The following is a 25393-nucleotide window of genomic DNA, read 5'->3' on the forward strand; positions in this document are numbered from 1 at the left end:
ATCCGTTGAGCTATTCGCCTCTGTCTGGGTAGCGACCTCTAACTGTCCCCGAGTACTTTCCGTCGCCTGACGTGTACCCGCGTCTGTCGCGCTTTTTACCGCTTTGCTACTGGCTAAGGTGGTAGTAGACGTTGAGCTGGTCGAGTCACTCACGCCCGTAACGTTATTACCTGAGCTGAGCTGAATGCCGCCCATTTTCAGATTGGCATTGCCGGTAGCTTGCTCGGTGCTGTCAGCGACAAAGTGGTAAGTGTTGTCTGTGTCGTTGTACCAAATGTGGTCAACATTCGTGCCTGAGCCATTCATCACAATGGGTTCATTATTCAGATAGACACCCTGCTGAAAACTTGGCCTTGTGTCTGTCCTGGCAAATTTCGCCGACAGTAAACCCCATAGCTTTTTCGGCGTGACCGCGCGACTATCATCCGTACCCGTGTTAACTTCCGTTTGCGTGGCAATCTCCACAAAGCCTTTTACGCTTTCGGTGGCGCCGCGAGCAAAAGAGGCCAACCGACTCTTTAATGTTTTAGGCGTAACCGTCCGTTGATGATCCGTACCACTGTCCACTTCGCTCTGCGTCGCGATCTCCACAAAGCCTTTTACGCTTTCCGTGGCGCCGCGAGCAAAAGAGGCCAACCGAGTCTTTAATGTTTTAGGCGTAACCGTCCGTTGATGATCCGTACCACTGTCCACTTCGCTCTGCGTGGCGATCTCCACAAAACCTTTTACGCTTTCGGCGGCATTACGGGTAAAAGACGCCAGACGGCTGGTTAAGGTCTTGGCAGTGACCATCCGCTGGTGATCGGTGCCAGCATCCACTTCAGCCTGCGTGGCTACCTCTGCCACACCTCGCATGGACTCCGTGGCCGGTGGGGTTTGGAAATTAGTATCGCCATTAATCACCACAGAACCCGGTGGGAAAGACTTAATCGGGATACTGATTTGCAACAGCAAAGGCACGACGGATGTTGTTTCAATAATGGGCGTGCTCTGGCGATAAACAGCCAGCAAGGCGCCATCACTGAGTACGGCGGCAAACTCATAAACGGAATAGCTCTCACCGGAAAAATCAGACGTTTCCGTATAAAGCTCCGACGGGCTCGGATTACTGCCAGTGCCTGCCGGTAGTCGCTTGATCTCATTCACCAGCGCTGTGTCGCTCGCCGCCGGTGTACCGCTGCCTGAGCCGATAGCAATATGAGTAATCTCTGCCGACAGACCGTTGCTCTGGGCATTAGTCACTGCCGCCCGCCCGGCATCTGTCACTGTCATAGTCATTTGCAGCGTGTCCGTCATACGCTGGCCTCCATTGAGATCAGTTGCAGTGCCCTGGCATGGGCGCTGATATTAATGCCGTTACTTGTCGCGCTGATGCCGGTTTTTACCGTGAAATGTGAGCGCAACGGTTTGACGGCATTGATGGCGGCAATAATGCTGGTTTGCAGGTCGGCGGTTAAACCAAAGTTCGCGGTGGTCATTTCGCCAGGAATATCATCGGGTACTGTTTCACCGATGTACCGTGTAGACCAGCCGGTCTTGCCCTGGGTGAAATGGGGATTGGGCGCCAGTTGTTTATTATCGAATAAATCCCAGCATTCAATCTCAGCCACCTGGGCAGTACCCGTGCCGCGGATGTAATTCAGGATAAACATCGGTCTGATGTACGCGGTGCCCGCGCGGAAGTTACTATGAACATCCCCCGTGCCGGTAATCTCACCCTCAAATGTTTGCCACCCGTCGGCGCTGGTGATTGTTCTACCGAATACGCAACAATACCGGTGTAAGCCTGAGCCACCTGTAATGTTATTGAAATCTTTGTCCAGCGTAACGACACCGGCGTAAACCCTGGACTGGCTTCTGGGATCATCAATGGCCTGGCGCACTTTAAACCGAATCTTATAAACACGACTGGTGCTGACAGGTATAGGCGTTGAACAGTACAGCGAATCTGAATACCAAAGCTCATACACCGGTTTGATTTGCTGGTTCTGCACCGCATTCATCCACACCTCAAAGGTGTGGGGTGTCGCTCTGGGGGTTTGCTCCCACCATTCTATTATTCGCGCCTGGGCATTAAAGGCGGCAATAGCATTCTCAACTGACTGACGGCTGCCTTTTATCCGGTGCTGGTATAAAGCATCTTTCACCGTCTGTCGTTTGATGTGATCCGGCCAGTCATCGTTCCATTCATCCACTGAGAACGACCAGGCCAGGTACGGCAAAAATTCCGTGGGGCACGTATCCGGGTTCCAAAGGTCACGGTAAATGACTGGCAACTGTTCCAAACGTTCAGACACTGACGCCAGTGCCCGTTCCTGGGGAGTAGCTGACGGTGGCAGTAAATCGCTCATGCCGCTCCCTGGGTGAGTTCGATAGCGGAGCAGAACCCGGCCTGCACATCAGAGATAGCCACATCCGCGGCGGGTTCCGTTAATTCAACACGCACCACGCCAGGCTGTTGTAATGCGCCATAGATACCTGAAATAGGGACTAAAAACCCGATCTTATGGAGTCCCTCAACATAAGCCGTGACGGCATCCCGTGCCGCCGTCATCACCTGATCCGCACCGGGACCCGGATTAATAAACAAGGTGGCTTTGACTCGATAGCTGACAATATCCGCGCTTTGCACCGTTAAGGCATCGGTCATTTGTCGGATATGGGGCTGACGCAAATAGTTACCCACCGTTTGCACCAGCTCTGTGGAAGCCGAGCCGTTACCCTCATGGGATAATACCGTGACCACAACCTCCCCTGCGGTCGGGCTTTTGGCGGCAACGGATTTTACCCGGCCATCCGCTGCCAACGCTTTGGATAAATAAGCGCCTTCAGTTCCGGCATTGGTCTGGCCTTCCATGCTCAGCTGAATCCGTGCCCGTAAACTGACATCATCTTCCAGCACCAGCTCACGAGGTGGAATAGCATCAGGATCGCCAGCGTCAACGATCAGGCGACGAATACCCCAATAGCTGCCCAGTTGATCAAGGTCGGCCCCAGTGGCAGAAGGCAACATAACAGCTCGGGCACCGGCATTAATCCGAGCCCGCAGCAATAGTTCACGATAAGCGCACACCTCCAGCACCTTGAAGGCCGGATCACTTTCCACCAGGGCAGAGAAGTCCGGGTGCCTGGCCCGCAAATCCGCCAGCAGCTCAGCCATAAGCTGCTCATAGTTCAGCGTTTCCACCACATCCGGGAGCGGTAGCTGGCTGAGGTCAATGACAGTAAAGCTCATGCGATCCCTCGTCTGCTATAGTTAATAGCGCAATGAATGTTAATGCTGCTTTGTTAGCATCCCGGCCAGCGTCGGTTGGTCGGGCTTCTTTTATACCAGCAAGCCTTCGAGGGACACGGGCGAGCCATCCGGCAAATATTCCCCGTGTAAATCAAACGTCACCTGTCCTTGTGTCACGCTGACCACCTTGACCTGGTGTAGCTTGAATCGAGGCTCCCACCGGTCCAGGGCTTCAGCCACAGCGGCATAGCATTCACTTTTCCAGGCGGGGGTCACCGGCGCGTCAATCAGGTCAAACAACCGTGAGCCATAATCCCGGCGCATAACCCGGCTCCCGATGGGCGTGCGTAGAATGTCGGCAATGCTCTGGCGTAAATGGGCTTTGCCACTGAGTAGTTTGCCTGTTGTTGCGTCAATGCCGTTCATTGCGTCTGCTCCGGTGTACCTGATGTCCCTTGGCCCGGCATCACATCCTTATGCTGATGCTGGTTATAAATATCCCGGTCGGCGGCCATGCTGCGGGTTTTATCGGTGATATCTTTTGTGGCAGTGATATTGCCATTGACCAGCAGGTCGCCAGTAAAGGTAATGCCCCCCACGGCATTCAAATTGACCGTAGCACCGGCTGGCAGGTTGATATCCAGATGGTGAGCCTTGCGGTCATACTCAAAGCGCCCACCGTCGCTAAAATGGTGCACGGTTTTATCTGGATTGGCAGAAGGTGCCGGAAACGCCTGGGAATAGCAGCCACCGAGCACCCAGCCCTGGGCAATATTCCCGTCGGGGCTGAATACCAACACCTGCTCGCCTTCTTCCAACGGGTGCCAGCTTGTATTGTTGCCTGCCCGATGAGCAATAACGGGTAGCCAGGTCGTTATCAGCGTTCCCACCCTGACTTTTACAGCGTAGGGCGAATGCCTGACCTTATTGACCGTGCCAGGACAGATACTGTTGGCCAACTTGCGCAGGGCTTCTGTTACGTCATAACTGGACCCTTCATAATTGAACATAGTCGTCCTCATGACCAAAGCCTATGTCGGGAGCGCTACCGGCCATGACGGTATCGGGAATCTTGCTTTCAGGTGTTTGCGTCTCCCCAAGGAATACGGTCTGCTCCCAGCTGACAGCCCAGCATTCAAAACTGCCGGGGCGAAATACCGCTGGCTCTGCTTTCAAACTTTGAGGGTGAGAGACCTTGGCGCCTAATTGCCAATGGTTGTACTGCACCTTATCAAGCAGCTTCGCAGCCAGATCAGCAGCTTGATAATGGCTTTCAGGCGAGCAACACCAGGCAATAAATGAGCAAGTTGCCGGAAACAACCCATCACCACGGTCACTGCCTTGCCTGATTTGCTGAATATCCAACCGGATGCTGGATGCTGAAAAATGGCTTTCCAACGGGTTAACGCTGGCAATGTCTGTTTCGGGCATTACCTCAGACAACGTTGTCACGGCGCTGTCAAGTACCGTACCTAAGTCACCCGCTACATTACTGCCAGTCAGTGGTAACTCCAGATCACTCCAGAGAGCAAACTCCATCACACAAGTATACAAGCGCAGCTCATGCTCATAACCGTCAGCCGCCCCTTCAAGGTAAACACCCGGCAGAGCTTCCAGATGGCTTTTGCATTGCCGCAGTAGCGTCACGCAATCGCTGTACGACGTTGACCAGGCGACCACCTGAAACAGAGACTTTACCCCTCGCGCCTTTCGGGCTTTCACAGGTGACAGTTGATAGTCTTCTTCCGTACGACGGCTATCGACCCGGTGAAAGGTAATGGCTGGATAGGTGGTATTCTGGGGCAGGGCGACCGGATAGGCACGGTCATCCACCAACGGTAACAAGGCTGCCGCCAGTTGTTGTTCAATCAACATGATTAAAGGTTGTCCAGACGGGCTTGAATAAATTGCTGTAAATCGCTTTCAATGGTCGGCAGGTGTCGCTCACCGGTTGGCTTGACAAAAGGTTGAGGATCGCTATAAAGCGTGCCGCGCTCTTGCATTAAACCGGCAACCCAGCCTTTGCGGTTGGTTTTTCTGTAAATCAGTCCAACGCTTACCTGTGTTGTTTGCCTACGACGATCAACCGTTGTTTTATGACCAATTGAACGGCGCAGCGCCCCTGACAAGTGAGGCGCTGCCGCTTTCATATCCGCTTTTAAAGGCTTGGCAAGATCAACCAGGGCTTTTTTAATGGTTTGTTGGGATAACCGGTTTTCAAGCTCGGCGAGCTTGCCGGTAATATCTCCTTTAATGGCGACAGTCGTTTCCATTAGCAACCTGTTTCACGACAAAGTAATTTTAAGGTGCAGCCCCGGCCACCCACATCGAGCACCGCTTTGATATCCAGGGTGTTCCCCCTGTGGTCAATGATACGATCACTGGCCTTGATTCCCTTGCGATAGCGACACCAGACTTCATGGCTGGTTTGTGCCGCGAACTGCTTGGCGATAAAGGTTTCTTTCCCTGCAATGGGTTTCACTTCTGCCCAAAAACGGGCTTGATCTTCCCAGGCATCAACCACTTCGCCAAAATCATTACGGTCTTTCACCAGCCGTTGAAGCGTAACGCGGTGACGCAGGCGGCCAGCGTTCATATAGCAATGATCCGGTAAGGGGCTAACAACTGCCGCGCGACAAAAGGCAGTTTGTGGGGGGCTGAGCCTGGGGCATGACCGCGGTTTTCATAAAAATCTGACACCAGTAGCAACATGGCCATGCGAATATCGTCAGACATTACCAACCCACTGCTTTCATTTTCGGGAACAGCTTCAACGTACAAGGGTCGGTTGAGGTGATTAACAACAACAGCTTCAGCCGCTTTACCATAAAACGTCAGTGATTCATCCTCCTCACTGTCATCCAGCTCAATGCGGCACTGGCGCTTTATCATTTCCAGGGTCAAAAATCGCATGACTTATTCCGCGGCCTTCTTTTTGTTTTTTTTCTTACCCGTGCTCACTTCACCGTCAGGCTTTCGCCGCGTGTTTGATTCAGGTACCAACACACCCAGATCGTCAGCAATAGCAACAGCACGATCGGGCAAGTGATCATGACTGCCAGCTTCAATCCTTTCAATATCATAGCCATTGGGTGACCACTGGAATGCTTTGTTAATTGTAATCATACCTGCGCTCCTGCCAGTGCGGGACAACTTACCCGCATTCACTGGTTACGCTGAAGTCTGAACTTTCAGCAGCTTGATTGCTTCTGAGTCAGTCAACATACCGCCTACACGCTTTGTGGTGTAAAACCCGACAAACGGCTTGTTGGTGAACGGGTCACGGAGGACTCGGGTACCGATCCGGTCCACAATGGTATAAGCACGTTTAAAATTACCAAATGCTACGGGCAGCGCGTCAGCGGCAACCTCGGGCATTTGTTCATTTTCAGCAATGCTATAACCGAGCAGGCTGGAAGGTTGGCCGACATCGAGCCCGGGACGCCACAGATAGTTGCCCTCACTGTCTTTCAGGATGCGAACATCAAACAGTGTTTTATTATTCATCATAAACTTCGCCCCCATACGATGAACTTTCCGCAGGGCGTAAACCAGCTTAATCAGCGCATCGGCGGTAATGCCTGACGCGGAGCCTGAGCGAACCGCCTGAAGAATACCAAAATCACGAGCAGCGTCATCTTCTTCGGTGTTGCTATAGGCCAGGAACCCTTTTGCTTTCAGATTACCATCCCCGGAGGTAAAAGCGGCTTCCTCTTTTTCAGAGAATTCAATCTGAAGCTCATTGCTTAGCCAGTTTTCAACATTAAAAAAGCTGTCATCCAGCATTTTCTGGGTCGCCTGGGGATTGCCGTATATTTCACCCATTAGCGGCGCGATTTGTGCCAGCTTTGGCGTTCCTGTTTGAGGACGAGCATCTTCCTCGCCAACCCAGCCCGACGCGGCACCGTGTAAATTAACCAGCTTTTTATAGTCGCCGGTGCCGACGGTAATAACATTCGCCTCTTGACGCATAACTACCGCATCACGCTGAAGATCCAACAAGGAACGGTCAAGCTCCTCCGGCACGGCATAGCCGCCATCTTCATCAGCACCAGTATTCAGGGCTTTTTGCTCCAGCGCTTTCAGTCCGTTGTCATCACCTTTGCGGACAAAGCGGGCAAATGCTTCTTGGTGGGCTTCAACATCCTTATTCTTATTGCCTGTCGTGCCCGGGCGCTTAATGGTTTTGAGTTCTTCTTCCAGGGACGTCTTCAGAGCGTCCAGTTCCGACAGCTTACTGTTCAGGTCATCCACCTGCCCAGCCAGTTTGCCTTTCTCCTGCTCAACAGCCTCAAGGCGTTGGTCGTTTTTTTCTTTAAAGTCGTTAAAGGATTGCTTGATTTCCTTTGCGACGTTTTCAATGTCCTGAATATCTGTAGCCATCATCAGCTCCAAAGGTTTTTTAGTTCTGTAAGGGTTTTCAGGGCTTCTGCTGCCGCCTCGTTGTCAGCGTCTCGCTGCTTCAGCGCGGAAAATCCCTCAGACATAAATGCTTTTGCCTGAGATCGTGACAGTCCAACGTCGCGCAGGACTCTCTCAATTTGTTTGGGTGAAACGGTCTCACCCCGTGACAGGGCGTTTTTTACATCCGAAATACGGGCTTCATCGTTAGCGGGGAAGGTCACGAGGGATATTTCCCAAAGATCAATCTCCTTGAGTATCCAGGCACCTTTCTCTTTATCCCACTCGTAGTCATTAAGGTTGTAACCAATGGACAGACCCGATATAGAGCCTGCTTTCATATGAGCATGGGCTCGCTTTGCCAAAGGGTCAGCATCAATCAACAAACGACCTTCAACGTATAATCCTTCGTCGTCTTCTTCCATTTTGGTGTAAACACCAACGGGTTCATCCATTCTGTGCTGCCATAACATGGCGGGCAGTTTGTCTTTTTTTTGCCAGCGTTGCAGGGAGTCTTTGAAAGCACCGGGTACGACAATATCGGAATAGCTGTCTTTCACGCCAAACACAGAGCCATAGCCACTGAACTCGCCGGAGTCGCTGACCGACTTAATTTTTAGTGGCGTATCAAGTCGTTGCTTGGTCAGCATCATTACTCTCCGGGTTGGTTGTCATGTTCATGGGCGTAAGATAAATATCGCCACCTTCTCTGGGGTTTCGGTCTTCCAGCTCAAGACAATCATTCGGGCTATAAATGCCCCACTGAATACCTTGTGAATATGCATTAAAGCGGCTGGTCATATCACCTCGCAACAGAGCCCCGGCGTTGAACTTGGCATAAAAACGTCCCCGATCAGTTGGTGACAGCAAACCGACATTGATACGCTGCTCAATTCGGGTTAGGTAAGGCATTAACGCATAGTTAACAAAGCTCTGTGCCTGATGCTCGATATTGCTGAAAGTCGCTTTTTCCAGATTCGCTATCATATGGGGCGGCACCCGAAAAATGGCGCAGATTTCGTCTTTCTGAAATTTACGGGTTTCCAGAAACTGGCTATCCTCGGCTTTCATGGCAATTTGTTTCCACTTCAGCCCCATCTCGAGGATAAAGGGCTTGTGCATGTTTTCCATGCCTTGATGACGTTCTTTAAAATCATCCCTCAGTCGCTTGTAGGCTTCATCGGATAATTGCTGGTCGGTTTCCAATGACCCGGACCCGACAGCGCCATTTTTAAACAGATTCCCTCCAAACTCTTCAGTATCCAGCCCAAGACTGATCGCCTGTCGTGCATAGGCAATGGGATTTAAACCAATCAAGCCATCTTGTGTCAGGATGCGTACATGCCATATTTCATCCTGACTCAGAACGTCCTGAGAACCATCTTTAAAGGTTACCTTGTACACTGGCTCCCACTGACTGTTTAGCTTCACTTCGACGGCGTCAGGGTCGAGAGGGAGTAGTTCTTTCACGTTACCGAGGGCTTTTGTCTTATATGCGTAGAAATTGCCGCGCAGACACAGGCATGTAATCAATAGCTCCCAGAACTCCTGGGGCGTCATGTAATCATTAGGCGCGGTCGTCAACAACGTGTAAAGGTCATGATTAATCGCCTTTTCTTTACTCCGGCCTTTCTGCTCAAACAAGGTGCAAGGCAGCATGCCCACTGATTCACTTAGTACACGAACACAACCAAACACGGCTGTTAACTGCATGGCAGTATGTGAAGTTATGGCACGACCACTGTAGCCGTCGAGATTCCAGCCACCAAGCATAGCGGCCAGTTCTTCAGGCATTTGCGCAATGGCAGTATTTGAACTTTTTCGCCGAAAAAGATTGGAAAGTATGCCCATTTAAAGTGACCGAATGCCTACGCTTTCAAGATGATTGGAAATCGTTGTTTCAGAATCATGTAACATGGCTCGCCCCACTGCCTGAATAAGCGCGACCGCGCCATCTATTTTGCTGTCCGCGGCTTCTTTTATGGGTCTTACAATGTCGTCTGAACCGGCAAGGTATTTCCCCACTACGTTGCCGATACACCAGGTCATGATCGGGTTGCCGTCATGGTGAAAACGACCGGAAACGATAGCGGCTTCCAGCTCTTTCATGCCATCACTCATACCGGTGAAGTTTTGCTTAATGATCACCGGCTCCATGTTTTCATCAGCTAACTGATGCGCCAGCGCTGTTGCGCCATGAGGATCGATGGGGCATTCAGAGACGGAACCGCATTGGTTGTAAAGCAGGGCTTCTTCAAGCACGTCGCGGTAGTCGATCTCGGCACCGTCTGTGGCGATAAGATGTCCTGAATTGACAAACTCCTGATAGCGTTCGGCAAGGCCGCGGTTGTCGTTATCGAAGACGGTGGCTTCAGGCACAAAGAATCTTGGCGCGACACAGTAATAATGGCGCTGTCCTTCAATATCTTTGGTAAAAAGTGGGACCATTGCGGTAAGGTCAAGACGGGCTGCCATGTCGAAAGACAGCCGTCGTTCCTTTCCTTCAAACTGGCTGAGGGCAAGGCTTGTGTCTTCGCAGGTATTCCACTGTCGCAGATTAAAAAAGGCTGTTCTGGCGCTGACCCAAACATTAAGGTGCTTGGTTTTAAACCGGTTAGTAAAGCGAGCGTTGGCGATTGCGCGTTGCTGTTGAGAGATAAGGTAATCCCGATAAACAGACACGCCCATATTAGGGTTAGCTTTGCAAAGCGCGTCAACGGTTGCCCAGTCGTCACCTTCATCGATGGTGTAAACAATCCCGAACAGTTCATCATTTTTTTTAGACCTCAGTTTGTTGTAGTTTTCGAGGGTTTCCAGCACTTCCCGCCGTTTGTCATAGCAGGGGCCATCAACATTGAAGCCAGCAGTAGTGATCACCCACATCAATGGCTGTTTACGTGCCCCCATGCCGGTGAGCATGGTGGTGTAAAGCGCGTCACTGTCGTGTTCGTGGTATTCATCCACAATGGCGCAACTTGGTGACGCGCCATCACCAGGATTGCCTATTACGGGTTCAAATCGGGCATCGTCGGCTGGGCGGTTGAGGTTCTTTGCATTGACCTCGATACCGAAGTGTTCCAGCAGATCGGGCGACTTTTTGCACATCAACCGGGCAGGCCGGAAGACTTCCCAGGCTTGTTTCTCGGTGGTCGCGCCTGAGTAAACCTCAGCACCGAATTCGTTATCAGCCGCCAGCATATAGACACCGACACCGGCAGAGATGGCGCTTTTGCCATTCTTTCTGGGAATCTCTGTGTACACTTCCCTGAAACGTCGGAGTCCACCGCGCTTGTGCTGCCAGCCAAAGACAGAGGCAACGATAAACAGTTGCCAGGGCTCCAGCTTGATCAGCATTTTTTTAAACGCCCACTCCCCTTTGGTGTGCGGCATCTGTTGGACAAACTTACAAGCCCGTTCAGCGGCTGCCCGGTTAAAGCGGTACTTAAAGCCTTTCTCTTTTTCTTTTCCCAAGTCATCAAGGTGGCGCTGACAAGCCTGGATCACATAACGGCAGGCGATAATTTTTCCGGCAACAACATCACGGGCGTATTTGTTGGCCTTGTTGACATACGGGTTAGCCATCAGAAATCAGAGAAACGGTTACTCTTTTTGTCTTTTTTTCCGCCTACCTTGGCCCGGCTTTCCGGGGAGAGGTACAGATCATTTTCCAAGAGTCTTAACTGTGTCAACCGTGCGGCAGTTTCTGAGAAACCTACCGGATCGGCACGAAAGCCTGCCTCCAGAATACAGTAGCGAGCCAGCTTGTTGCTGTCGGCACTGGTATAAATATTGGCTTCAGACATGGCAGCCCGAACTTCTTCCCAGACTTTAGCTGCTCCAATATCGTCAGCTACATGCTCTGGCATGCCCGGGTAGCTAGCGGACAATAGTGCTTTCTCAGACGTTGTCCCGTGCCGATCCTTCCTGTGGGTGCCACGCATTTTATGGACATTGCTTGGCATCTTCCTGTTAGCCATTGACTCACATTCCGAAATTTCTGAAATGACAGTGTAAAAAAATCACTGGGGCGGAGGTCCTGACGCGGGATGCTGTAGGGATTCTACCCCCCCCTGCCCCTGCGGTTGCTTGCCCGCGCGCCCTCTCGGCCTGTCTTGGCAGCATGGCAGCTCTGGCACAAGGCCTGTAAGTTGCCGGGGTCATCCGTCCCACCGCTGGCTTTGTTGATGATATGGTCAACGACGTTGGCAGCCTGGAGCCTGCCCTCGGCTCGGCAACTCTGGCACAGGTATCTGTCCCTCTGAAGGATTTCCTTTCTCAGCTTCTGCCATGCTGTACCATAGCCTCGCTGGTGGCGGTTGCCCTTGCGGTCTTGTCGCTTCTTCCAGCTCCCTTCGGTTTCCTGGTGCTTCTCACAATAACCACTTCTATGGATGGTTGTACCCGGGCAGCCCGGCTGTCGGCAGGCCCGTTTAATCCTTTTGGGCATTACTGCCTGTCCACCCAGGCTTGCTCTTTTGCTTCATAGCAAACAAAGCCAGCCTCTGACAGTTTGCACTGACGAACGTCGGACTGCTCCAGCACTGTTGTCGTAGCGGATGTTTCAAAGTAGGGCAGAACAAATGCGCCCAGGCCAATGCCAATGAATACACCACAAACAAGAAAAATGATTTTATTCACGGTTTCCCTACCTTAGTGTTTATTATTTTGATCTGCGTGCCGTTGTTGACGCCGATCCCTGCGGACGTTTAAACAGATATTCACCACCAAACCCACCACGCCCACTACTGCGAGAATGTCGGACATGTACACGTGAAACGTTCCTTCCATCACTTGTGCCACTGTCGCGTCGCTTAAACTTCTGGCGGTGGCTGAGTTATTTAAAGAAATACCCGTCGCTACCGCACCACCCAATACACTTGATGAGTTAATACTCATTGCTACTTGCCCGCTTTCGCTCGTATCGCTCCCTCTGCCGCGCCACCACAGAAATAAAAGAACAGGACAACGGAGAGAGGTTCACCAAGGGTTTCATTGTTCCAGTCAGCTAACAGCCTGGCTGACTCCAACACCGCGCTGCTACGGCATACGGCTTCGGACAAAGACGGCTCCATCAACGCAGATACCACAATCATTAGCGCGCAGAGTGTCCAGATAACAACAAAGGGAACGGCAATAATCAAGGCAAGAAACCGCTGGGCCAGCTTAAACGGCTCATAGGCTTTCAGCAGTTTTAAAAAGTGTTCCGCTTTCTCCTGGTCGGTGTGAAAGGCATAGTTGACGCCATTATAAACACCCTCGGCAGCCTTCTTTATCACAGACTCACTGCCAAATAATTTGCCGAAAAAACTCATTAATCCATTAACTCAAAGTGGGGCATATCGAGAAAGGTTTCATTGTTGGTGCGCCGATCCATATTCCAGTCGCCTCCCCATCGGATCTGAATGCCCATCTGGTCAGCAACGGCTTTTATATAACCGGCCATATGGGAGAAATAAGTAGGGTCCTGCCAGTCAGCCACAGCAAAAGGCCAGGGTACTACATCCACCGCCTTGCTCGGCCAGCGGTTATGCTTGCTCTCACCAAACCGCGCCTTGCTGCGTCCCTCCAGAAAAGCACGCTCCTGTTCTTCCTGGCTGCGATAACCACAAATAATGGAGATGTCGTATTTTTCGACCACCGCTTGCATTAATCGCTGCAGATCTCGGTGGCAAGTGTCCAACCTGGCTTGTGACTTTTTTCCAAATGAGGGCATGGTCTTATTGGTGGCTTCACCCGGTCGGGAAACATTCTGGCAGGCAATAAAAAACCCCACATCCGTTCCCAGAGTGAGGTTTTCGATAATGAATATTTATAGCTTTATTCGATGCCAAATGCAAATATTTATAAAGAGCATTTCTCGTAAAGACGCTTCTTTTTCTTGATTTCTTTTGCTACCTGTTTTTTGTCAAAGGACGCTATAACCTTTTTAGCTTCATCACTCAGTTTGAACATGGATGATGAGGTCTTTCTTTCTTTATTTTCAGTCATATGTATGAGCCCTTAGTTTGAAAGAGTTATGCTCAAGGCAAATTCTTCGGGTGAAATGACTTATTATGTCTTCATAGATTTCAGCCTTATTATATTCAAAAGTACCTGACTTTCTAGCTGTCAGAGACAGCAAGTATATAACCTCACCAGTCACGTTATCATTAACCGCAAAGCACAGTAAAGAACGATCGGCATTCTTTGACTTAGCTTTAACATAACGTGGCCTCTTACGCATAGGGAAGTTAAGAGTGTTTGTCGAAGCTACAACATATATCCCGCCCCTTTGAATGGCATTGCTAGCTGCACTTTCTGGGCAGTTAAGATCTTTTACTGAAGAACGTGGCACACCATCAGGATCTGAGTATCGCCACTCAGTTAATTGGCCTCGTTCTACCTTTGCCAACGTCACCCGAATAGAGGTTGTCGGGTATAATTGCTCAAAAACTGACTTTATTGCAGTACATAGCAGGCTGATTTGCTCATCATGCAATTGTGCAGAACGCTGCTTGGCCATATCAGGGCTCTGAAATCGCAATGTTTCTTTTACCCAGCGAGACTTAGCATCAACCACTTTATTAGTGTTTTCAATGATTGCCAGCATTTCAGCAGACCCAACTTCAGCCAATCCAGCTGATTTTTCAATCAAGAGATAGAAAAGCTTAAGCGCACCAATGACGCAGAATATAAAGCAGATAACTAGGGGATTCTCAAGCCAGCCGATAACAGAAGAAAAGGCCTCTTTATTAAATACTGTTCTCAAAGCTTCTTGCAGCCATCGAGCACCTGTTTTAAAGTGACCGAGTAGGCTGGCATTGAGCGAAATAGCTATTAGAGGTTTAAGAAAAGTAGCGAATGTGCTTTTGTTAAAAGCAACAAGCTTTCTTGCAAAACGCCTCCATAAACTTGGCAAGTAATCATCTTCCCTCAAAACGACTAACTCCCTGTTATATATATAATTGGTACAATACAACAGGCAGCGTCGATTATGCTAATAACGATGACGACTTTATACTTTTATCAGAAAAACGTCCTAGGTTTTTCGCAAGCCCTTCCTTATCCAATCCTTCACAAACTCCCACCACCCACTTCACCCAAGGCCGGTAATCCCTCTCAAAGTGTGCTGAAGGCACCCCAAACCGCTCACAGATTCCCTTACGGCCCACCAGCGGCTTTGTCTGGCCGGTGTTGATGCGGTAGCGGTAGTTGTACAGCGTCGCCCGACATACGTCGCGCGCATGCAGGATGGTTTTCTTGCGCATTTTATTCGGGGCACGTTCGGCGATTTGTTCATCCAGCCAGTTCCACAGGGCAGCACACGGGTCTGGCTGGCGGAGGCTACGTTCTAAACGGTTGGCCTGGTCTTCCAGATCAGCGGCGCGGCATAACAACAGGTCGGTACTGATAGCGGACAGTTCAGCGCGGCGCTGATCGGTTTTACAGCGGGCAATGCGGGCAGGAAGACCTGCAGCTTCTTCTGCCAGTTGGTCGGCCTTTGCCCGGCAGTCTCGTGCCTGTTTTTGTGTAGCCACGCGCTTTTGCCAGCCTTGGTTGGTGTCGCCCATGGGTGAATAGCACCAGTAACACCATGCTTTCAGGTGAGCAGGTAACCCTTCCACTGCTGCTATAACACGCGCGGCATCAACCGCCCTGCAGATGACACGGTCATTATCTGGTCTGCCTGAGCGCAACGTATCAATATCAAACCCTTTACCTTCCAGATAGATTACATAAGCATCCCAAATCGCTCGCCTTGCTATTCTCATCCTTTTTCCCTTTGTTGTGCTAGCGTCCCCGTTCCCAGTCCATGAGCCGTTGCTGTAAGTACTGATTACTGCGTTGTAACTCACAAATCTTTTTTTTTGCTTCCATTCTTTGGTGAGCAAGCCTGATCACCAACTGCCGTATAATCTCCCGTTCAGGCAAAGCCTCGCCGGTTTCCTTATCCACAAAGCCAAAGCCATCGCATTGATGGCACTCGGCCCGACTGCCAAACATCGCCTCCACCAGCCCCTTATCACAATCCTGATAAGGGCACTTGACCAGCTCGCGCTTTTCAATACCGTGGCTTTCTTTTCGCCCACGGTTGCCCTCGCCCTGAATCAATGGGGCACTTCCGAAGGTCTTAACACCAACGCTTTTGGATTTCGCCTGCCATACAGCGCTAACAGTGCCGCGTCCCGCATATCTTCATTGCAGCCCGCCTCCCAGCCCGTAAGGCGGCTAAAATAGGCGCGATCTTTCTTGGCTTGTTTAAAGCGGCCTTTAAGGGGCGGAACTTTCACGAAACGGCAGTCTTTTTCCGTAAGGGTATTAATAATCAGCCGGGCAACCGCCTTGACCATACCCACGTTTTGCGCCACCTTCAGGTTTGCCCTGACGGCCAAATGGCGATTAAAGACAGGTTTGTTGTATTCCACGTCTTCCACCACAAACACGGCGTCAGGATAACTCTCTATCAACGCCACTACCTGTGAGAAAGGCAGTGCGAAAAGGGTGAGTATTTGCTGGTGGCCGGTGATGGCGATACCGCTTTTCTCCAGATCGGGGTCGATACCGATCACCAGGTCTTTCTGTTCTTTCTGTTTAATGGCTTCCATGGTTACTTTTCTCCCTGTGCGCTCCGTAATACTTCAGAAATTCAGCACGGCCGCCTTTCGGGTTAATGCCCATGGCGTTCATGGTTTTTTCGTGCTGGTGGGTGTGGTACTCATGGCTTTGTTCAGCCAGTGATTTTTTGGGCTTATGGCTGTCGTTTTCGAGACGCTTTGTGCCACCTTCCAGAGGCTTGTCTTCCATGACTCGCTCGGTCAGGTATTCGTAGTGGCGGGTAAAACGCTTTTTCAGTGATTCCTGACGGGACTTGCTGACCGCGTTCATAATGTCAAACCAGCAGGTGAGCTTGCCAGCGACACGGACGGCCTCATGGGTCCAGTGATGTTTGTCCACATGGTGAGCGTGAAGCTGAGCTTCTAACCAGGCGTCATCCAGTGACGGCAGACCAAAGTCTTCTGGTTTGCGGTGACACAAGGCAGCGATACAGGGAATATTGGGCCACTGGAAGTCCTTATCGTCGGCCACGATCTTCTCTTTCAGCTTGCCGATGCCACGGTCAATGTCTTCTTGTTTCAGGTTCATCACCTGGCCACCCCACTCCCGCTTGGATAATTGCTCATCCGCGTCACTGGGGAACAGCGCTTTGTACTTTGAGCCGTACACTGCCTTAACCCGCCCATAAAAATAATTCACCGCCTGCCGCTGCCCACTGGATAACTCGTCAGAACGAAGCGTCGAGGTCGAAGTCTGCCGCGGTGAACGGGCGAGTGGTTGGCGAGCCTCGATGGCCTTGGCGGCCTGTGTGATGGCGTTTTGCGGGTTGTCCATGGCCAGTGCCTCCGGCAGTGTTTTTGTTAGTCAGCGCTTGTTCCCGTTTTTTCAGCGCGTGTCGCAGGCTGGTCTGTATAAACTTCTGCTGCCAGCAGGCTTGGGTGGTGACAAAGCCCGGGTTGGTTTCCTGCCACCAGGTGCGAAATTCAACCAGGGCAAACTCGACCACTTCGGCCTGATCTTCATCAAGGGTGCTCAGGTTGACACCCAGCTTCAATGCCTGGTCCGCAAAGGTGTAATCCAGTTGCCAGTCGTCGCGCATGGCAAACGTGCGTTTGGGGGTCACGCTGGTGGCGCTGGCTGATGGCGTTGGCTGAAAACGACGGTCGAAGTCTTCAGGGGTGTGGATAACCTCGCCACGCTCACGCACGCGCGCGTTAGTGTGTGATGTGTTTATATCGGAAGTAACGGATGTATGTTGCTCCTCAGCGTTGCTCCTTTGTTGCTCCCCTTGTTGCTCCTCACGTTGCCCCCCTTGCTGTTCCCCTTGTTGCTCCCCTTGTTGCTCGTTCCCTTTAAGGTCTTGTGAATACTGGGCTTTGTCGTGTTCTTCCTCGTGTTGCTCTTGGTGTTGCTCTTTACGTCGCTCCCCTTGTCGCTCATAGCGTTGCCGCTGCGTGTTGCTCCTTTGTTGCTCCTCATTTGGACGGTTTAAGTCTGTGGTGGCCAACGGCAACAAAAAGACCATGCGCGACAGTTTCTTTTTACAGCCAGCGCGCTCCACCAGCCCGACCCGTTCTAACTCCCCCACGTACCCACGCAACTGCTGTGGTGACGGTATAAAAGGGGCTTTGGTTGACCCCCTGGGACGTGACACCGTTAACTGCTCTTTGAACATCTGGAAACTGATCCGGCGCTTTTCTGTGCCCACCAGCCCCGTTTTAAAGTCCATGTGTCGGCGAAAACACAGGAGATAAAGTGAGCGGGCCTCATGGCTCAGGTACTCATCCTCAAGGGCCTCGTATTCGCCCTCGTTCATGCGATACGCTCCTGCCGCCGCGCCATCTGCTCGCGGATCTCAATCTCACGACGATGTTTAGCGATGCGCACTAAACCTTTGCCAGTAATAAAGGTTTTTACGTAGCCGGTGTCGCCTTTTGTGGAGTGTTTGAAGATTCCGGGGCGAAGGGTAAAAAAGCCCTGGTCAATGTAGCGCTGGTAGGGCTGGTTCCACTTTTTGCCGTGGTTAATGAGATAGCCGTATTCCCGCAAAAAATAAAACAGCCGTTTTTCACCCGTTCCCAACATCTTCGCCGCTTCCTGCACAGAGACTTCCTGATCGGTGGCCACCATTTGCTCATAAAAGGCCACCTTGGGCTGGTCCTGTTGAATCTGCTGTTGCTGCTGGTGGATCAAGCGGTTCTTTTCGCTGATTTGCCTGTCAGCCACCTTTAGCGCTCTGGCCATCAGGTGGCTGTCACTTTCTTCAGGGGCAACCGACTGAAGTTTGCCAGATTGGTAATCCGCAAAAACCCGATTGACCTTGAGATGAAATGAAGGGCTGATCCAACCGGCATAAGAAATGGCGAGCAACTTGTCCGCGAAAGTGCCCCCCTGACAGCCTTCCTTTTTCGCAATGGGTAAACTGTGCAGATCTGCACAGTTTGTAGAATCAATCAGTTCATTCTTTAATTCTTCGGTAGACTTCAGGCGCAACCATTGCCCTGGCGCGTTATTAGGGTTTCCCCCGCTGGCCTGGTGCAAGGCATTCAGATTGAACCGTCCCTCCGCATCCGTGTAAATGGTTACACCCGCTATAACCGGCAGTTGTCTCGTTTCCATGCTTCATTTCCCTTGTTGTTGTTTTTATTCGACAGCCAAACCCTTACTGATCTTTTTGCGGACACCGGCAACTATCTGACTGACCCTCGACTCACTGATCCCATAACGCCGTCCCGCCGTCGCCATCCCCTCGTCACCCCACATCCAGCGCTCAAACAAATCACGATCCCTCTCCTTCAACCGCGCCAGCCGCTCCTGGATAATCTTTAGCTGCTTTGAGGTTGAAACAACGTTCACCCCATCGCAGTCCGTCGAACCGAACAATTCTTCTTCATCCAAATAAACGCGGGTGATTCTGGGAACGTTGTTTCTGGCCGCATTTCTTGTACAAAAGAAAACCTGCCGCCGAACCTCATCAATGATTGCTCCGTGAATACGAATGCACGCATAGGTTTTAAAGCTGGCAGCACTGCTGGGATCGTACCGATCAAAAGCTCTGACAAGCCCTTCGCAACCCGCCTGAAATAAATCATCCGCTTGCATGCCAGCAGGGGCTTTTCTGATGGATTTGTGCGCAAGCGCCCAAATCAATGGCTCAAACGCCTTTGTCAGCGCCGCAAGCCTTCTTTCCCTTTCAATCAACGTCTTATTGATACGACGCCGGGATTCTGTGTTGTCCATAACACCGGTTCCTTGTTGTTGTTCTTTTCTTGCCTGAGTGAGCGTTAGTGTTATACGGCTTATGTTGTTGAATGTTGGTCGTTTATTCATTCCCCCAAATATCAGGCCGAAGCTCATCACGCCTTACTTCACCGTTAGTTGCCAGTTCGATCCTTTTTGCAAGTGCATGACTGGGTTTTTTGCGGTTATATGCCAGGTGTCTCAGGTAGCCAAGTTCAGCTTGTACAGCCTTAGAAAATGCTTTTTTTTCTTTGGAACTGAGGCGTAAGTAGTAATTTAATAGTTTCATGAAAGGTAATGTACCCTAAAGATACTAGTTAGGCAAATAAATAGAACTTCTTGGGACGTATATCTTTAAGGTCAATTTTTATTTAATGTCGCTTATGGACATTAATGAAATACGAAGACATAACGCCCGGTTGCTGGCTGACCAGTTCAAAACGTTAAGCGGTTTTGCAGATTATATTGACCGGTCACAAACCTATGTCAGCCGGTTTATCGGCAGAAACCCAACCAAGGGCATCGGTAACAAAATAGCTCGAAAAATAGAGAAAAGCTTTGATAAGCCCCACGGTTGGCTGGATACCCTCCATAGCTCACTGGATGATAATGATGGAAAAGATCAACCTGCCACCCTGAGAAAAGCCACTAATGCCCCTAATACAGATGAAATAGCAGCTTCCCATTCCTACAGGCTTCTGACTCGAATTGTTGAACTGGAAGAAAAAGCCAAAGAGTTTCAGGAACAGGCTCAGTTGGAGCAGTTCCGTCTGGAAAAGATGGTTGCATCAGAGTTTGTGGAGCATATGGAGAAGGTGGGCAGTAAAGTAAGAACCAATGTATACAAAAACTCTTATGACCTTATTGACCACCCATCCTGGAAGCGGGTAACACTCCATATACCTAAAGCTCGTCAACCCGTTGTTATTTACCAAAATGAGCTGGAAGCCATCAATCCTGATGCGGTGGTTATTGCAATTCCCAACACCCCTTTTACGTTGTTTTATGCGATACCGAAAAAGGATTATCAAGAGTTGGCATCAGGTAATGAGCCTTTACCAGGCATTTTTGCCCTGACATTTGATGTGGTTAAGATTACCGTTAACAAAACGTCCCTTCTCCCATGGGGTATTTTCGGAAGCGAATGAGATGACCATGATTTTTGGTTCTAATCGTTAAAAATCCCTCCCCAACACCAGCCAGACAGCCCGTGTATAGCGGGCTTTTTTGCGCCTTTTTCACTCTGCGCTAAAAAAAATTAATATTTTTTTAAAAAAATGTATCTTTTGGGTATTGTTATTTTTACCTTTAAGGTGCATTATAGATTTCAGGCAACAACACAACGAATAACAACCATGGAACGGACAGATGCAAGCGGCCAAATGCACAAAAGAACAATTACTCAGCCACCAGCGACTGAGAACCCAGCTGAACAGAAGGGCCAATCAAAAGGCCAACAAACGGACACTGGCGCAACGGTTTGTGATTTTCTGGACCACTCCCGGTCTGGGGCAACCATAAATGGCCGTTCGCAATGCCTGTATTGTGGCGGTACGGGTCAGGAAGTTATCCCGTGCTGCTGTCGCCATTGCTGGCAACGTCCACCAGCAGCCCGTCAGCGGTGACAGGGAAATCATCCGCTGGCTGGTGGAGCAAGACGAGCAGGAAAAACAAGCGGTTCTGGCAAAGCTGTTTAAACCTCGAAGCGCTGACACAAAAAAAAGAAGTACAAATAATGGGAGGCTTGGTTGAACATGAATAACAACAACGAAGAAAAAGTAAACGAGCTGGCTGAAGTTATCCGTGACGCGCTATCAGTCTTGTCAGAGCCACTCACGGACAAGCAGTTTGATTTGATCAACAGGGCTATCAATCGCCATGAAGAAATACTCAGAAAAAAAGAACAATTTGGTAATGACTGGTACGGGATAATGTACCCAAATGACACCCTGCCCAAGCAAAAAGAACAAGCGGGTGAGGGTTGGTACTGATGCCGAGAGCAGCGCCTGAAAAAAACGTCATTCCCCTTCAGCGAGAGGTGGGCAATGATCAGGATGCCCCCATGGCAAGGCGAATGGCAGAAACTGACCGCTTGACCCTTCTGCTGATCAATGATGAGCCGGTAGAGGTCAATGGTAGTACGTACGCCATGAAAGACGTATTGCGCGATTTGCTTGAAAGCTCCGAGCATCGCCCATCCCTGCGGGAAAACCTGTGTGGCCTGCTCCATGCCGATAGGGATCAGGAGGCTTTATACGTCAGTAGGATAAATCGTCTATTGATAGCCGGTGCCAGGACGTTAGCTTTCAGGTTGAGTGATGAAGCGTGTTGTGGGCAGGTGGTGAAGCTGTAAAGGTCATTGGTAAATTTTAGGGAAAAAAATGTCTATCAAAATGAGTATGAAGCTTTCTCCGAAACAAGCGGGAAAACTTTACCAAAAAAGCATGCGGCAAGAAGAGCAGATAAAAAAGCTCGAAAAGGAAATTGCCTTATTGCGTGATGTTCACTGGCAAGCCAGGACTGTTTTTCGATATGAAGGCGTTGATAAAGAGCGTACCGAGCAATCAGTGGCAGCTCTCAGGGAAGCGGTTTATAAAGTAAACGATTATGATCAGGGCATTGATATTGAAGGTGCCTGAAAATTCACGCGCCAACATATGGAGAAAACATTATTAAATGGAAGAATTAGTAAGACAATATAAAAACGCCAGGGCTGTCATTAAGCAGATTAAAGATGGAGAATGGGAGTTTCAATGGTCGCAGCGATCAAGACAAGTCTATACAGCCACTCGCGACGGCTATGAGTTGTGGGTAGCAAACGGACCATTTTTTCTTGATGCAAAAGATCCAGATGGATCGGAACAAAACGCTTTTGGTTTTATTTTTGGACATTGGGTGTGGTTTGCTGCTGTGCGAAAAGCAAAAAAAGAAGCTGTAAGAAAATTTAAACGAGAGCACGATGTTCGTTTTTACAAATAACACTAGCGGGATGAGGAAAAGAATATGAAAAAGACGAGCGCAAGATCAAAAGGCTGTCCTGGTAGCGCCTAACCCATGAGTAAAATAATAGACTTCCCTTCGCACCCAGAAGGATTCAGAAAAAAATCAGAACTTGCTGATTATTTGCGAAAAATGGCTGATTACATTGAAGACTCCTACCTGGAGTATCCGCCAGTCTCAATAGCAATGATTTTCACAAGTGAGAAATATCACGAGATGATGCAGTACGGTTATGACAGCAAATATGCGTTCAAGGATGCTTTAAATGCGGCTTCAAGCTACGCGAGTTGTTCGTATAAGCGCAGAGGCGGCGCACTGTTTGAAAGGAAAGTATAAGTAATCAATCCTTTCAATAAAGATATGCTTGAAAAGAACAAATTAATGATATCTGGAAAGACATTATGAAATTAAGAGACATCAAGGTTGAAGAAAGATCGTTTAATGAAGATATCAGAATGCCTATGTTTGCCGCCTGGCAGTTTGATCAAAACAATAATAAGTATTGGCAGTGGTTTATTTTCACAAAAGAATCTCTGAAAAATCGTAAAAATAAGAGCGTCAATGAACTTGATTTAGAGATAACAGAGTTCTGGCCGTGTGATTTTTATCCCTGTAGTGAGGAGCTGGATAATGGCTGGGCAACAGGTTTCTGTACTAACTGCGGGGAGCCAATGTAATCATATAACACCGGAACATGCCGCACACGTGGCATATTATCATTAACAATATTATCAGAAATAATAAAAACCATGACCACAATAACTGACAATGATTTAAAACCCTGTCCTTTCTGTGGCAGTACTGAAGTGTATCAGGAACATGATTATGTTCGCTGCGAGTCATGCAGTTATAAGGGACCCGGTAAGCAAGTATCAGGGTCCGGTGTTGATGTTTATGAAAACTGGAATAAAGTTCATGAAGAAGGTAGAGGTGGCCCTGAACTCCAACTAATCAGGCCACCAGCGATAAAAACAAGCAGCTTGATAACACAGCAACTACGCAATAGAAGGCTATGGAGAGGCTTCAAATGGCCTCCCTTCAGGAAAAGATTTTAGTTAATACCAACTGGAAATGCAGTCGTTAAAAAATAGAAAGTATAGCCACCACAAAAATAAAAAAGATTCCATGGAGCGGTTTAATGTCAAATTACGTGCGGATAAAGAAATTTTGTGAATTAACAGGCTGGTCTGAAAGCTGGGTAAGAAAACGAATCAGCAGACAGGTTTGGCGGGAAAATGAACAGTATTTCTACACACCAGGAAATAGAATCGTCATCAGTATCAAAGGTTATGAAGCATGGGTAGAAATGGGAACGGTGTCAGGCCTGCAAGCAAAACTACTATCGAAATCAGTTTTACCTATAGAGGAAAGCGTTGTCGTGAAAGGATCAGGCTCCAGCCCACCACCACTAACATGAAAAAAGCTATCCATCACCGGGCAGCTATTCTTGATGCCATTGATAAAGGGAATTTTGACTATGCCAAAACATTTCCAAATTCACCTAGGGCAAAAAAGTTTTACAACATGCTTGGGGATGTTTTGACCGTTAAAAAGTACCTGACAGACTGGCTTGCGTATAAGCAACCTCAAGTTATGGCGAGCACATACAACGATTATAGAAAAATCATCAACAACCAGCTGATTCCAGCTTTTGGCGATTTACAGCTAACCGATTTAAAGAAGAAAAATATAAAAATGTGGGTTTCACAGCTAACCTGCGGCAATAAGCGCATAGCTAATATCTTATGCCCTCTGAGGGTCGCTTTAGATGATGCGGAAGATGATGAGCTTATTGAACAAAACCCAATACAAGGTTGGGGATACAGTAAGAAAGAAAAACCTAAGGAAGAACATATCGACCCATTCAGCCGGGAAGAGCAGTCAGCCATATTGGCTGCTATGTCAGACCGGGGGAAGAACTTTGTCCAGTTTGCATTTTGGTCAGGGCTGCGCACATCTGAGCTGGTTGCTCTTCGCTGGAAAGATATCGACTGGGTAAAAGGGTGCATCCGCGTTGTCAGAAAGCAAACGCAAGCAGCAAAAGACGATGAGATCCCAAAAACATCATCAGGCCGCCGAGAAGTCAAGATTCTGGAACCCGCTGCCGATGCTCTAAAAAGCCAGAAAGTATGGACCTTTATGGCAAATGATCACGTATTTCTAAACCCTCGCACCAATGAGCCCTGGGAAGGCGACCAGGCCATCAGAAAAACATTATGGACACCCGCTTTGAGAAAGGCCGGCGTGGTCTACAGGAATCCCTATCAAACGCGACATACCTACGCCTCCATGATGCTGTCATCAGGTGAGCATCCCATGTGGGTAGCCAAACAAATGGGCCATGCCGATTGGACCATGATCGCCAGGCGCTACGGCAAGTGGATGCCAGATGCTGACCCAGAGTGTGGAAAAAAGGCGGTAGGTATCTATGGTGCTGATGGCCAAAAACAGCCACCAGCAGCAATTGAAAACTTATGATTCAACGGAATGTTCTGACTTTCCCAAAATGATAACGCTGAGTATTTCTAGTACCTAAAACAGCTCCAATAAATCCCAGTGCAACCACAATAGTTAAGCCTTAGGGCAAAATATCTGTACCTGTTGGGAGACTCCAGTTAAATGAGCTGTTTAAATACATCGGGATTGTATGGAATCCGATTAATGCAATAAGGCCAAAAGAAAACCCCCACAGTTTTTGCGCTTCTGAGACTTCCCTTTGAGTAGCCCCATATACAATAGTGCCCCTGCACCCTTGGCAAACATGAGCGCCATGGTTGAAGTTGTAATGACATTGACCGCAGGTGTAGGTAGGAACATCAGACATACTCTTATTCTCATTTTTTTATCAAGAAAGTTTAGAGTACTCAAAGTAATGCTGATTTCCAAATCGTTTGGCGAAATGACAGCTTTTTGCCACTACCTACCTCTAACACCCTGAAATATATAGAGTAGACGCAGGTTCAAATCCCGCCGCCTCCACCA

General features: G+C 49.4%; 39 protein-coding genes. 10 read left to right on the top strand and 29 right to left on the bottom strand.

All coding sequences use genetic code 11. From position 1 onward, the window contains the following. From V4C51_RS11390 to V4C51_RS11530, 29 genes are all read right to left on the bottom strand, one after another. Positions 1 to 1296 (bottom strand): phage tail protein (locus V4C51_RS11390; protein ID WP_330926287.1); only part of this gene is annotated, 1296 nt, incomplete at its 3' end. After that, positions 1293 to 2351 carry a phage tail protein I gene (locus V4C51_RS11395; RefSeq protein WP_330926288.1) on the bottom strand — a complete coding sequence of 353 codons (1059 nt, stop codon included), beginning with the start codon at positions 2349 to 2351 and terminating at the stop codon, positions 1293 to 1295. The genes V4C51_RS11395 and V4C51_RS11390, both read right to left, overlap by 4 nt. Beyond that, positions 2348 to 3235, bottom strand: coding sequence for a baseplate assembly protein (locus tag V4C51_RS11400; protein WP_330926289.1), 888 nt, complete (start codon positions 3233 to 3235; stop codon positions 2348 to 2350). Before V4C51_RS11400 ends, V4C51_RS11395 begins: the two co-directional genes overlap by 4 nt. Before the next feature lie 90 nt (positions 3236 to 3325). After that, positions 3326 to 3661 carry a GPW/gp25 family protein gene (locus V4C51_RS11405; protein ID WP_330926290.1) on the bottom strand — a complete coding sequence of 112 codons (336 nt, stop codon included), beginning with the start codon at positions 3659 to 3661 and terminating at the stop codon, positions 3326 to 3328. Next, a complete protein-coding gene (locus V4C51_RS11410; protein ID WP_330926291.1) occupies positions 3658 to 4245 on the bottom strand; it encodes a phage baseplate assembly protein V in 588 nt (195 codons plus the stop codon). The genes V4C51_RS11405 and V4C51_RS11410 overlap by 4 nt, the downstream gene beginning before the upstream one ends. After that, a complete protein-coding gene (locus V4C51_RS11415) occupies positions 4232 to 5110 on the bottom strand; it encodes a hypothetical protein (protein WP_330926292.1) in 879 nt (292 codons plus the stop codon). The genes V4C51_RS11410 and V4C51_RS11415 overlap by 14 nt, the downstream gene beginning before the upstream one ends. Before the next feature lie 2 nt (positions 5111 to 5112). Continuing rightward, positions 5113 to 5508 carry an HK97 gp10 family phage protein gene (locus V4C51_RS11420; RefSeq protein WP_330926293.1) on the bottom strand — a complete coding sequence of 132 codons (396 nt, stop codon included), beginning with the start codon at positions 5506 to 5508 and terminating at the stop codon, positions 5113 to 5115. Beyond that, positions 5508 to 5831, bottom strand: coding sequence for a phage head closure protein (locus V4C51_RS11425; RefSeq protein WP_330926294.1), 324 nt, complete (start codon positions 5829 to 5831; stop codon positions 5508 to 5510). Before V4C51_RS11425 ends, V4C51_RS11420 begins: the two co-directional genes overlap by 1 nt. After that, positions 5828 to 6148, bottom strand: a complete 321-nt coding sequence (locus tag V4C51_RS11430; protein ID WP_330926295.1) for a head-tail connector protein — start codon at positions 6146 to 6148, stop codon at positions 5828 to 5830. The genes V4C51_RS11425 and V4C51_RS11430 overlap by 4 nt, the downstream gene beginning before the upstream one ends. Positions 6149 to 6151: 3 nt before the next feature. Next, positions 6152 to 6361 carry a hypothetical protein gene (locus V4C51_RS11435; RefSeq protein ID WP_330926296.1) on the bottom strand — a complete coding sequence of 70 codons (210 nt, stop codon included), beginning with the start codon at positions 6359 to 6361 and terminating at the stop codon, positions 6152 to 6154. A gap of 45 nt (positions 6362 to 6406) precedes the next feature. After that, positions 6407 to 7618, bottom strand: coding sequence for a phage major capsid protein (locus V4C51_RS11440; protein WP_330926297.1), 1212 nt, complete (start codon positions 7616 to 7618; stop codon positions 6407 to 6409). Positions 7619 to 7620: 2 nt separating this feature from the next. Further along, entirely contained in the window at positions 7621 to 8289 is a 669-nt protein-coding gene (locus V4C51_RS11445) for an HK97 family phage prohead protease (RefSeq protein WP_330926298.1), read from the bottom strand. Beyond that, a complete protein-coding gene (locus V4C51_RS11450; protein ID WP_330926299.1) occupies positions 8264 to 9487 on the bottom strand; it encodes a phage portal protein in 1224 nt (407 codons plus the stop codon). The genes V4C51_RS11445 and V4C51_RS11450 overlap by 26 nt, the downstream gene beginning before the upstream one ends. Continuing rightward, complete coding sequence (locus tag V4C51_RS11455) at positions 9488 to 11218, bottom strand: terminase large subunit (protein WP_330926300.1); 1731 nt, start codon at positions 11216 to 11218, stop codon at positions 9488 to 9490. Continuing rightward, positions 11218 to 11613: a hypothetical protein gene (locus tag V4C51_RS11460; protein ID WP_330926301.1), complete on the bottom strand. Its 396-nt coding sequence runs from the start codon at positions 11611 to 11613 to the stop codon at positions 11218 to 11220. Before V4C51_RS11460 ends, V4C51_RS11455 begins: the two co-directional genes overlap by 1 nt. Before the next feature lie 83 nt (positions 11614 to 11696). Next, positions 11697 to 12083 (bottom strand): HNH endonuclease, encoded by a 387-nt coding sequence (locus tag V4C51_RS11465; RefSeq protein WP_330926302.1) that lies wholly within the window; start codon positions 12081 to 12083, stop codon positions 11697 to 11699. Then, a complete protein-coding gene (locus V4C51_RS11470; RefSeq protein WP_330926303.1) occupies positions 12083 to 12274 on the bottom strand; it encodes a hypothetical protein in 192 nt (63 codons plus the stop codon). The genes V4C51_RS11465 and V4C51_RS11470 overlap by 1 nt, the downstream gene beginning before the upstream one ends. Before the next feature lie 12 nt (positions 12275 to 12286). After that, positions 12287 to 12532, bottom strand: coding sequence for a hypothetical protein (locus V4C51_RS11475; protein ID WP_330926304.1), 246 nt, complete (start codon positions 12530 to 12532; stop codon positions 12287 to 12289). Positions 12533 to 12534: 2 nt separating this feature from the next. After that, positions 12535 to 12948, bottom strand: coding sequence for a hypothetical protein (locus V4C51_RS11480; protein WP_330926305.1), 414 nt, complete (start codon positions 12946 to 12948; stop codon positions 12535 to 12537). Further along, a complete protein-coding gene (locus V4C51_RS11485) occupies positions 12948 to 13409 on the bottom strand; it encodes a M15 family metallopeptidase (RefSeq protein ID WP_330926306.1) in 462 nt (153 codons plus the stop codon). Before V4C51_RS11485 ends, V4C51_RS11480 begins: the two co-directional genes overlap by 1 nt. Before the next feature lie 207 nt (positions 13410 to 13616). After that, positions 13617 to 14552 carry a hypothetical protein gene (locus tag V4C51_RS11490; protein WP_330926307.1) on the bottom strand — a complete coding sequence of 312 codons (936 nt, stop codon included), beginning with the start codon at positions 14550 to 14552 and terminating at the stop codon, positions 13617 to 13619. A 55-nt stretch (positions 14553 to 14607) separates the two neighbouring features. Next, the gene (locus V4C51_RS11495; protein ID WP_330926308.1) at positions 14608 to 15387 is read right to left on the bottom strand and encodes a hypothetical protein; all 780 of its coding nucleotides are present in this window, start codon (positions 15385 to 15387) and stop codon (positions 14608 to 14610) included. A 19-nt stretch (positions 15388 to 15406) separates the two neighbouring features. Continuing rightward, on the bottom strand, positions 15407 to 15727 hold the full coding sequence (locus V4C51_RS11500) for a hypothetical protein (protein WP_330926309.1): 321 nt from the start codon (positions 15725 to 15727) through the stop codon (positions 15407 to 15409). Continuing rightward, positions 15724 to 16221, bottom strand: coding sequence for a hypothetical protein (locus V4C51_RS11505; RefSeq protein WP_330926310.1), 498 nt, complete (start codon positions 16219 to 16221; stop codon positions 15724 to 15726). Before V4C51_RS11505 ends, V4C51_RS11500 begins: the two co-directional genes overlap by 4 nt. Next, complete coding sequence (locus V4C51_RS11510; protein WP_330926311.1) at positions 16208 to 17005, bottom strand: replication protein P; 798 nt, start codon at positions 17003 to 17005, stop codon at positions 16208 to 16210. The genes V4C51_RS11505 and V4C51_RS11510 overlap by 14 nt, the downstream gene beginning before the upstream one ends. After that, a complete protein-coding gene (locus tag V4C51_RS11515; RefSeq protein ID WP_330926312.1) occupies positions 16899 to 17987 on the bottom strand; it encodes a DnaT-like ssDNA-binding domain-containing protein in 1089 nt (362 codons plus the stop codon). Before V4C51_RS11515 ends, V4C51_RS11510 begins: the two co-directional genes overlap by 107 nt. Beyond that, positions 17984 to 18790 (bottom strand): phage antirepressor KilAC domain-containing protein, encoded by an 807-nt coding sequence (locus V4C51_RS11520; protein WP_330926313.1) that lies wholly within the window; start codon positions 18788 to 18790, stop codon positions 17984 to 17986. The genes V4C51_RS11515 and V4C51_RS11520 overlap by 4 nt, the downstream gene beginning before the upstream one ends. A gap of 24 nt (positions 18791 to 18814) precedes the next feature. Further along, complete coding sequence (locus tag V4C51_RS11525; protein WP_330926314.1) at positions 18815 to 19501, bottom strand: sigma-70 family RNA polymerase sigma factor; 687 nt, start codon at positions 19499 to 19501, stop codon at positions 18815 to 18817. Then, entirely contained in the window at positions 19494 to 19700 is a 207-nt protein-coding gene (locus V4C51_RS11530) for a hypothetical protein (protein ID WP_330926315.1), read from the bottom strand. The genes V4C51_RS11525 and V4C51_RS11530 overlap by 8 nt, the downstream gene beginning before the upstream one ends. A gap of 94 nt (positions 19701 to 19794) precedes the next feature. Between V4C51_RS11530 and V4C51_RS11535 the strand changes: the two genes are divergently transcribed. The 10 genes from V4C51_RS11535 to V4C51_RS11575 all read left to right on the top strand — a co-directional run bounded on the left by V4C51_RS11535 (position 19795) and on the right by V4C51_RS11575 (position 24889). Then, the gene (locus V4C51_RS11535; protein WP_330926316.1) at positions 19795 to 20559 is read left to right on the top strand and encodes a hypothetical protein; all 765 of its coding nucleotides are present in this window, start codon (positions 19795 to 19797) and stop codon (positions 20557 to 20559) included. Between the two features lie 373 nt (positions 20560 to 20932). After that, positions 20933 to 21163 carry a hypothetical protein gene (locus tag V4C51_RS11540; protein ID WP_330926317.1) on the top strand — a complete coding sequence of 77 codons (231 nt, stop codon included), beginning with the start codon at positions 20933 to 20935 and terminating at the stop codon, positions 21161 to 21163. 2 nt (positions 21164 to 21165) lie between these two features. Continuing rightward, positions 21166 to 21402 (top strand): hypothetical protein, encoded by a 237-nt coding sequence (locus V4C51_RS11545; RefSeq protein WP_330926318.1) that lies wholly within the window; start codon positions 21166 to 21168, stop codon positions 21400 to 21402. Then, entirely contained in the window at positions 21402 to 21764 is a 363-nt protein-coding gene (locus tag V4C51_RS11550) for a hypothetical protein (RefSeq protein WP_330926319.1), read from the top strand. The genes V4C51_RS11545 and V4C51_RS11550 overlap by 1 nt, the downstream gene beginning before the upstream one ends. A gap of 28 nt (positions 21765 to 21792) precedes the next feature. Then, positions 21793 to 22050 (top strand): hypothetical protein, encoded by a 258-nt coding sequence (locus V4C51_RS11555; RefSeq protein WP_330926320.1) that lies wholly within the window; start codon positions 21793 to 21795, stop codon positions 22048 to 22050. Between the two features lie 37 nt (positions 22051 to 22087). Beyond that, positions 22088 to 22390: a hypothetical protein gene (locus V4C51_RS11560; RefSeq protein WP_330926321.1), complete on the top strand. Its 303-nt coding sequence runs from the start codon at positions 22088 to 22090 to the stop codon at positions 22388 to 22390. Positions 22391 to 22465: 75 nt separating this feature from the next. Beyond that, positions 22466 to 22747 carry a hypothetical protein gene (locus V4C51_RS11565; RefSeq protein WP_330926322.1) on the top strand — a complete coding sequence of 94 codons (282 nt, stop codon included), beginning with the start codon at positions 22466 to 22468 and terminating at the stop codon, positions 22745 to 22747. 65 nt (positions 22748 to 22812) lie between these two features. Then, complete coding sequence (locus V4C51_RS11570; protein WP_330926323.1) at positions 22813 to 23088, top strand: hypothetical protein; 276 nt, start codon at positions 22813 to 22815, stop codon at positions 23086 to 23088. Between the two features lie 72 nt (positions 23089 to 23160). Beyond that, on the top strand, positions 23161 to 23466 hold the full coding sequence (locus V4C51_RS17980) for a Lar family restriction alleviation protein (RefSeq protein ID WP_420797661.1): 306 nt from the start codon (positions 23161 to 23163) through the stop codon (positions 23464 to 23466). Between the two features lie 241 nt (positions 23467 to 23707). Then, positions 23708 to 24889: an Arm DNA-binding domain-containing protein gene (locus V4C51_RS11575; protein WP_330926324.1), complete on the top strand. Its 1182-nt coding sequence runs from the start codon at positions 23708 to 23710 to the stop codon at positions 24887 to 24889. Positions 24890 to 25393 lie beyond the last annotated feature (504 nt).

Source organism: Candidatus Sororendozoicomonas aggregata, assembly GCF_031528575.1.
Taxonomy (GTDB): domain Bacteria; phylum Pseudomonadota; class Gammaproteobacteria; order Pseudomonadales; family Endozoicomonadaceae; genus Endonucleibacter; species Endonucleibacter aggregata.

Excerpts from the sequence above, each read along its gene's own strand:
- V4C51_RS11505 (WP_330926310.1), bottom strand. The coding sequence starts at position 16,221 with ATGGAAGCCATTAAACAGAAAGAACAGAAAGACCTGGTGATCGGTATC.
- V4C51_RS11565 (WP_330926322.1), top strand. The coding sequence starts at position 22,466 with ATGAGTAAAATAATAGACTTCCCTTCGCACCCAGAAGGATTCAGAAAA.
- V4C51_RS11455 (WP_330926300.1), bottom strand. The coding sequence starts at position 11,218 with ATGGCTAACCCGTATGTCAACAAGGCCAACAAATACGCCCGTGATGTT.
- V4C51_RS11535 (WP_330926316.1), top strand. The coding sequence starts at position 19,795 with ATGGACATTAATGAAATACGAAGACATAACGCCCGGTTGCTGGCTGAC.
- V4C51_RS11525 (WP_330926314.1), bottom strand. The coding sequence starts at position 19,501 with ATGAATAAACGACCAACATTCAACAACATAAGCCGTATAACACTAACG.
- V4C51_RS11405 (WP_330926290.1), bottom strand. The coding sequence starts at position 3,661 with ATGAACGGCATTGACGCAACAACAGGCAAACTACTCAGTGGCAAAGCC.
- V4C51_RS11410 (WP_330926291.1), bottom strand. The coding sequence starts at position 4,245 with ATGTTCAATTATGAAGGGTCCAGTTATGACGTAACAGAAGCCCTGCGC.
- V4C51_RS11420 (WP_330926293.1), bottom strand. The coding sequence starts at position 5,508 with ATGGAAACGACTGTCGCCATTAAAGGAGATATTACCGGCAAGCTCGCC.
- V4C51_RS11550 (WP_330926319.1), top strand. The coding sequence starts at position 21,402 with ATGCCGAGAGCAGCGCCTGAAAAAAACGTCATTCCCCTTCAGCGAGAG.
- V4C51_RS11510 (WP_330926311.1), bottom strand. The coding sequence starts at position 17,005 with ATGGACAACCCGCAAAACGCCATCACACAGGCCGCCAAGGCCATCGAG.
- V4C51_RS11445 (WP_330926298.1), bottom strand. The coding sequence starts at position 8,289 with ATGATGCTGACCAAGCAACGACTTGATACGCCACTAAAAATTAAGTCG.
- V4C51_RS11465 (WP_330926302.1), bottom strand. The coding sequence starts at position 12,083 with ATGCCCAAAAGGATTAAACGGGCCTGCCGACAGCCGGGCTGCCCGGGT.
- V4C51_RS17980 (WP_420797661.1), top strand. The coding sequence starts at position 23,161 with ATGACCACAATAACTGACAATGATTTAAAACCCTGTCCTTTCTGTGGC.
- V4C51_RS11400 (WP_330926289.1), bottom strand. The coding sequence starts at position 3,235 with ATGAGCTTTACTGTCATTGACCTCAGCCAGCTACCGCTCCCGGATGTG.
- V4C51_RS11430 (WP_330926295.1), bottom strand. The coding sequence starts at position 6,148 with ATGCGATTTTTGACCCTGGAAATGATAAAGCGCCAGTGCCGCATTGAG.
- V4C51_RS11560 (WP_330926321.1), top strand. The coding sequence starts at position 22,088 with ATGGAAGAATTAGTAAGACAATATAAAAACGCCAGGGCTGTCATTAAG.
- V4C51_RS11520 (WP_330926313.1), bottom strand. The coding sequence starts at position 18,790 with ATGGAAACGAGACAACTGCCGGTTATAGCGGGTGTAACCATTTACACG.
- V4C51_RS11440 (WP_330926297.1), bottom strand. The coding sequence starts at position 7,618 with ATGGCTACAGATATTCAGGACATTGAAAACGTCGCAAAGGAAATCAAG.
- V4C51_RS11480 (WP_330926305.1), bottom strand. The coding sequence starts at position 12,948 with ATGAGTTTTTTCGGCAAATTATTTGGCAGTGAGTCTGTGATAAAGAAG.
- V4C51_RS11395 (WP_330926288.1), bottom strand. The coding sequence starts at position 2,351 with ATGAGCGATTTACTGCCACCGTCAGCTACTCCCCAGGAACGGGCACTG.
- V4C51_RS11475 (WP_330926304.1), bottom strand. The coding sequence starts at position 12,532 with ATGAGTATTAACTCATCAAGTGTATTGGGTGGTGCGGTAGCGACGGGT.
- V4C51_RS11415 (WP_330926292.1), bottom strand. The coding sequence starts at position 5,110 with ATGTTGATTGAACAACAACTGGCGGCAGCCTTGTTACCGTTGGTGGAT.
- V4C51_RS11530 (WP_330926315.1), bottom strand. The coding sequence starts at position 19,700 with ATGAAACTATTAAATTACTACTTACGCCTCAGTTCCAAAGAAAAAAAA.
- V4C51_RS11540 (WP_330926317.1), top strand. The coding sequence starts at position 20,933 with ATGGCCGTTCGCAATGCCTGTATTGTGGCGGTACGGGTCAGGAAGTTA.
- V4C51_RS11425 (WP_330926294.1), bottom strand. The coding sequence starts at position 5,831 with ATGAACGCTGGCCGCCTGCGTCACCGCGTTACGCTTCAACGGCTGGTG.
- V4C51_RS11515 (WP_330926312.1), bottom strand. The coding sequence starts at position 17,987 with ATGAACGAGGGCGAATACGAGGCCCTTGAGGATGAGTACCTGAGCCAT.
- V4C51_RS11495 (WP_330926308.1), bottom strand. The coding sequence starts at position 15,387 with ATGAGAATAGCAAGGCGAGCGATTTGGGATGCTTATGTAATCTATCTG.
- V4C51_RS11545 (WP_330926318.1), top strand. The coding sequence starts at position 21,166 with ATGAATAACAACAACGAAGAAAAAGTAAACGAGCTGGCTGAAGTTATC.
- V4C51_RS11570 (WP_330926323.1), top strand. The coding sequence starts at position 22,813 with ATGAAATTAAGAGACATCAAGGTTGAAGAAAGATCGTTTAATGAAGAT.
- V4C51_RS11435 (WP_330926296.1), bottom strand. The coding sequence starts at position 6,361 with ATGATTACAATTAACAAAGCATTCCAGTGGTCACCCAATGGCTATGAT.
- V4C51_RS11575 (WP_330926324.1), top strand. The coding sequence starts at position 23,708 with ATGGGTAGAAATGGGAACGGTGTCAGGCCTGCAAGCAAAACTACTATC.
- V4C51_RS11450 (WP_330926299.1), bottom strand. The coding sequence starts at position 9,487 with ATGGGCATACTTTCCAATCTTTTTCGGCGAAAAAGTTCAAATACTGCC.
- V4C51_RS11555 (WP_330926320.1), top strand. The coding sequence starts at position 21,793 with ATGTCTATCAAAATGAGTATGAAGCTTTCTCCGAAACAAGCGGGAAAA.
- V4C51_RS11460 (WP_330926301.1), bottom strand. The coding sequence starts at position 11,613 with ATGGCTAACAGGAAGATGCCAAGCAATGTCCATAAAATGCGTGGCACC.